At 29.1% G+C, this 4433-nt stretch carries 6 protein-coding genes; all 6 read right to left on the bottom strand.

The window, feature by feature from the left end:
- Positions 1 to 215 precede the first annotated feature (215 nt).
- The 6 genes from SHK09_RS15190 to SHK09_RS15165 all read right to left on the bottom strand — a co-directional run bounded on the left by SHK09_RS15190 (position 216) and on the right by SHK09_RS15165 (position 4291).
- Positions 216 to 878 (bottom strand): hypothetical protein, encoded by a 663-nt coding sequence (locus SHK09_RS15190; protein WP_319811641.1) that lies wholly within the window; start codon positions 876 to 878, stop codon positions 216 to 218.
- Between the two features lie 141 nt (positions 879 to 1019).
- Positions 1020 to 1535: a hypothetical protein gene (locus tag SHK09_RS15185; RefSeq protein ID WP_319811640.1), complete on the bottom strand. Its 516-nt coding sequence runs from the start codon at positions 1533 to 1535 to the stop codon at positions 1020 to 1022.
- A 193-nt stretch (positions 1536 to 1728) separates the two neighbouring features.
- Entirely contained in the window at positions 1729 to 2439 is a 711-nt protein-coding gene (locus tag SHK09_RS15180; RefSeq protein WP_319811639.1) for a hypothetical protein, read from the bottom strand.
- Between the two features lie 162 nt (positions 2440 to 2601).
- Positions 2602 to 3492, bottom strand: coding sequence for a hypothetical protein (locus SHK09_RS15175; protein ID WP_319811638.1), 891 nt, complete (start codon positions 3490 to 3492; stop codon positions 2602 to 2604).
- Positions 3493 to 3640: 148 nt separating this feature from the next.
- Positions 3641 to 3997: a hypothetical protein gene (locus tag SHK09_RS15170; protein WP_319811637.1), complete on the bottom strand. Its 357-nt coding sequence runs from the start codon at positions 3995 to 3997 to the stop codon at positions 3641 to 3643.
- A complete protein-coding gene (locus SHK09_RS15165; protein WP_319811636.1) occupies positions 3998 to 4291 on the bottom strand; it encodes a barstar family protein in 294 nt (97 codons plus the stop codon).
- Between the last annotated feature and the right edge of the window lie 142 nt (positions 4292 to 4433).

Genomic DNA, 4433 nt, shown 5'->3' with positions numbered 1-4433 from the left:
TAACGAGCGAGAGAGTGTTCCACAAATATTCAGTTTTTTTGTTTTTCAGAGTTTCAATTCCGCATTTTTGGATTTTTGAGCAATGAAATATAACGTTGTTGTATATGGTTTGTTGCGTGTTTAAAGAAACTAAATTAGTAAATAATTACTGACCAAGAAAGTCCGCGAGGACTTTCGTAAGTTGGCAAGAAGCTAGCAATAAATTATATACGGTGTTAGTAGCTGGCTGTTGTTTTTTCAATTGTTTTTGTTGAGTAATATAATCCAATCATTAGTCCGACTTGTAATGAAAAATTCACAATATAATTCCAAATCCAAGATCCGAAGAGTTCGTCAGGGATTATTTTGTCAAACAGCCAATAATTAAACCAAGAAGTGAAAAACATAACAAGAGCAAATATTATCATAGATGCAAGAAGTTTTAAAAAAGGTGTTGTTCTATCTGTTAATAAAAAAACAGGAACGACCAGAAAAGTCACTAATATATAAATTCCAGATGATGAAATTAAAAACCAAATATTACTTCTTATGGTTTTAGTCTCCATATTCGTAATATTTTGATTCTGTCTATTGTTAGTTGAAGCAATATTTTTCAAAAATGATAAAGAGTGATTTATTATATTTTGGCGTTCAAAAGTTTCGGATTCTAATTTTTTTAGTTCCTTTTTTGAGTTAGCACTTAAACTTGGTTTTTCTAATAATTCAGATATTGTTTTTAACTGGTTAAGTTGTTTTTGTTGATTATAATAATGTGAAAATCCAATTATGTTATCAAAGACTAAAATTGCAATTATTGAAAGAATAAAAATTGTCGCACGAGTAGAAAGTCGCTTTTTAGTGTCAGTTATAAAATTTAATATGTTATCTATAAATATCATTTCGTCTTTGCTTGCTACTAACGTTTATGTATAAGAATAGTTGCGGGTTTGTATGCGAGGATTTTCCGAAGGAAAATCAGACGTTACAAACACGCAACGACCTTTGGTAAAGCACTAAACCGCAATTATTTTTATACGGTGTTATGTGCAGGCTTTTATTTCCGTTTTTAGTTTATTTCCATAATTCAGATTCTCAAAGAAACTTAATTGTCGCTCAAATAAATATCCATTGGCAATTAAATTCATTTCATAATCTGTCGTTTTTATATTTAATTCCATTTGGTCAATTGAATACTCGTGAAGTCTAAATCTAAAATATCGTGCAGTTAATTTAGAAACTCCAAGTTTTAATAAAATCCACATTGGTGACAAAAAAAACGGGTCAATATTTTCTTTTCCGCGAGTTAACGTAATTCCGATAATGTTTTCATTCGGAATGGGAACCGCAGTCAGTTTATTAGAATAATTCGCACGTAACAAAAGTCCGTCAGTCCGCTTTTCAAAGTTGCATTTAGAGTCAATTTTCAGAGAATCAGTTCCTTTTTTTTTAGTTTTAAATGACTTTAAATAAAATCCTGTACTACCAATTGGTTTCGGTTTTCGTAAATCGATTTCAGCCGATTTTCCAATTTGTTTTATTATTGATTGTTCAGTCATTTGTTATTAGTTCGAATCTTTTTTTAGCTTGCACATAACGTTGTTGTATATGGTTTGTTGCGTGGTTTAAGCAACTAATTTAGTAAATAATTACCAACCAAGAAAGTCCGCGAGGACTTTCGTAAGTAGGCAAGAAGCTAGCAATAAATTATATACGGTGTTGTAAAAAGTAATTTTTTGATTCGTTTATTAATTATTCCTTTTTCATTATAATTGGACGTAATTTCTTTTTTAATTTTTCAAATTCCTCTTTATCCATCATATCAATTTCCATTAATTCTTTTGCTTCTTTTAGTTTTAAAATAGCTTCTTCTCTAGTCATTTTTCTATTTTTCAACAAAATTTCACCAGATTCAATTGCTAATTCAGTATCCATAACGCTTAGATATTTATTAATTCCAAAAGCTTTTCCGTTCATTTCTCCTAAAACCATAATAAGATATAAAGGTTTCTTTTTACTTCCTCTGTGATGAGCTTTAATCTCTGTAACAATTGCAGTAGTATTTTTCAAACTATTACTAGCCATAACTTGTGCGTCACCATTCATAGCTGTCATAATACTTCCAAATCCAGCTGGTCTTCCCATTTTCACAAATTCATAAGTTTTTTTAGTTGTACTTCTTGTTTTTGAAATACCACCTCTGGCTTTATTGCCATAGCTCCCAGTATAAGTTTTCGAGCTTAATTCCTGATTTGTTGGGTTTCCTAAAACAACGGTATCACCAATTCTAATTACATTATCATTAATTGTTCTATATTTTTTTACTAATGTTCGATTTTTAATATTTTTAAAAAATTCAATGTCTTGAGTATTTTCATAAGTTAAAGAGTCTATTTCTCTTTGAGCATTCAAGTTAGAAATTGTTAATAATGTAATGGCAAATAATGTAATAATCTTTTTCATTGTTTTTATTTTAAATTAATTTTCAGTTTATATTCAGTCTTATTTTTTACAACGTTGTTGTATAAGATTAGTTGCGTGTTTTAAGCACTAAAGTTAGCAAATAAATCACAGATAGAAAGTCCGCGAGGACTTTCGTAAATAGGCTAAAACCAGCAATTAATTTTATACGGTGTTGGCATTAGTTTTTAATTCTTCCCAATTTGGGTATTTTAATCGCATTTGATTTATTCCGTCTTTATTTTCAGTATTATCATAGATTTGATAGTCACACATTAATTCCCTTCTATTAATATCTGACAACTCTTTATAGTTCGCATATAATGATTCACTTTGAATAAAGATTGAAGATTTTATTCTACTGTTCATTTGTTTAAAAATAATCCATATTTGGTCGGATTCATAGACTTGGTCTGGCATATAGAACCAATCCGAATATTCGATTTCAATTTCAGTTTTTGATTGTTCAATTATTTTCCATAATTTCAAATACTTTTCATTGTCTCCCAAACAGGCATAAGCATTAGCTTTTCTTTTCAACTCATTAATATCAATAGAATTTTTAGTTAGTTCTATTACTTCATCGAATTTTTTATTTGCTAAAAGTTCAGAAAGTTTCCAATTTAGGCTGTCTTTTCTATAAAGCGGTTTTTCATTAATTTGTAATGATTTTTTCACTTCTTTTAATTCGGTAATTAAGTTTTCGTCAGTTGGTTCAAGTAAAATTGCTTTTTCTATATTTTTTATTGCGTTTGAATAATCGCCAATTCTTTCTTGCATATTTCCAATCTCACGATAAGCAGATGAGAAATTTGGGTCAAACTCAATAGCCTTTCTATATGATTCAATAGCCTTTAAAGGTGCATCATTAAAATCATAAATATCACCAATTATATACCAACAGTCAGCGAGCAATTCTTTTTTCGCAATTTTTTCAGCATTTTCAATATTCGGCAAAAGTGTATCTCTGAAAAATTCAAACCCTTTTCCGTGTGAGAATGAAACTCCATTTTCAGAAATTTCAGTTATAAATTTGATGAGTTCTGTCTGTTTCATTTAATTAATGCCAACGTGATTGTGTATGGTTAGTTGCGTGGTTAAGCGACTAAATTAGTAAATAAATCACAGATAGAATATTCCGCAGGAATGTTCGTAAGTAAGCTAAAACTAGCAATTAATTATACACGGTGTTGGCAGTAGTTTTTTATTTATCATTTTTAGAATAAGATTCGAAATTAGTAATTCCATATTTTTTAAACCAATATTTTTTGTCATTCCGAACTATAAAAAGAGTGTCATTATTAGCTGGGACGATTAAAGAATCATTTTCTTCGATAAAATCGTGTAGCATAGTTGGATAAGGTTTGTCATTATTATAAGAAACATCAATTTTCAATGAGTCATTAACACAAATAGCACCTTTTGTCTGACTAATGCTTTCAATTTTGAGTAAATAGTTTTTATCATATTCAGCCCATTTTCCATTACAGAAAATGAAACAACTAAAATTAGTTAATAATAACAAAATTAATGAACAGCTAATTATTTGACTATTTCTCATTTAGCAATCAGTTGCAATTAATAAATTCGGATTTTCTCCGATTTCTATTTTTCTATAATTAACGAAAGCTCCACATTCCAAAATTGCATTGAGTAATTCAGGTGCGTTTTTTCTCAAGTATTTTCCGTTTTCAATTAGCAGCAGAGTAGGTCTTTCAGTCAATTCGTCAATACAATCAATCCAAGCATCCATATTTTCTCCGTAGTAATCTGGAAAATTCAATTCCGCTTTAAATTCAGAGTGAAATAATTTCCAATCTGTTAATTTTCGACCATTAATTTTGAATGTTACCATTTCGTTCTCAAATTACTGCCAACGTTTTGGTATAAAAATTTTTGCTTTTTTAAAAATGCGGCAAATTTTCCACCGGAAAATTAGAAGCATTTTTAAAAAAGCAAAAAGCTTTGATTAGGCATAAATTTAAGCAATTTTTTTT

Source organism: Polaribacter sp. PL03 (genome assembly GCF_033875165.1).
Lineage (GTDB): Bacteria > Bacteroidota > Bacteroidia > Flavobacteriales > Flavobacteriaceae > Polaribacter.
This window is presented reverse-complemented; position numbering and strand designations above follow the sequence as displayed.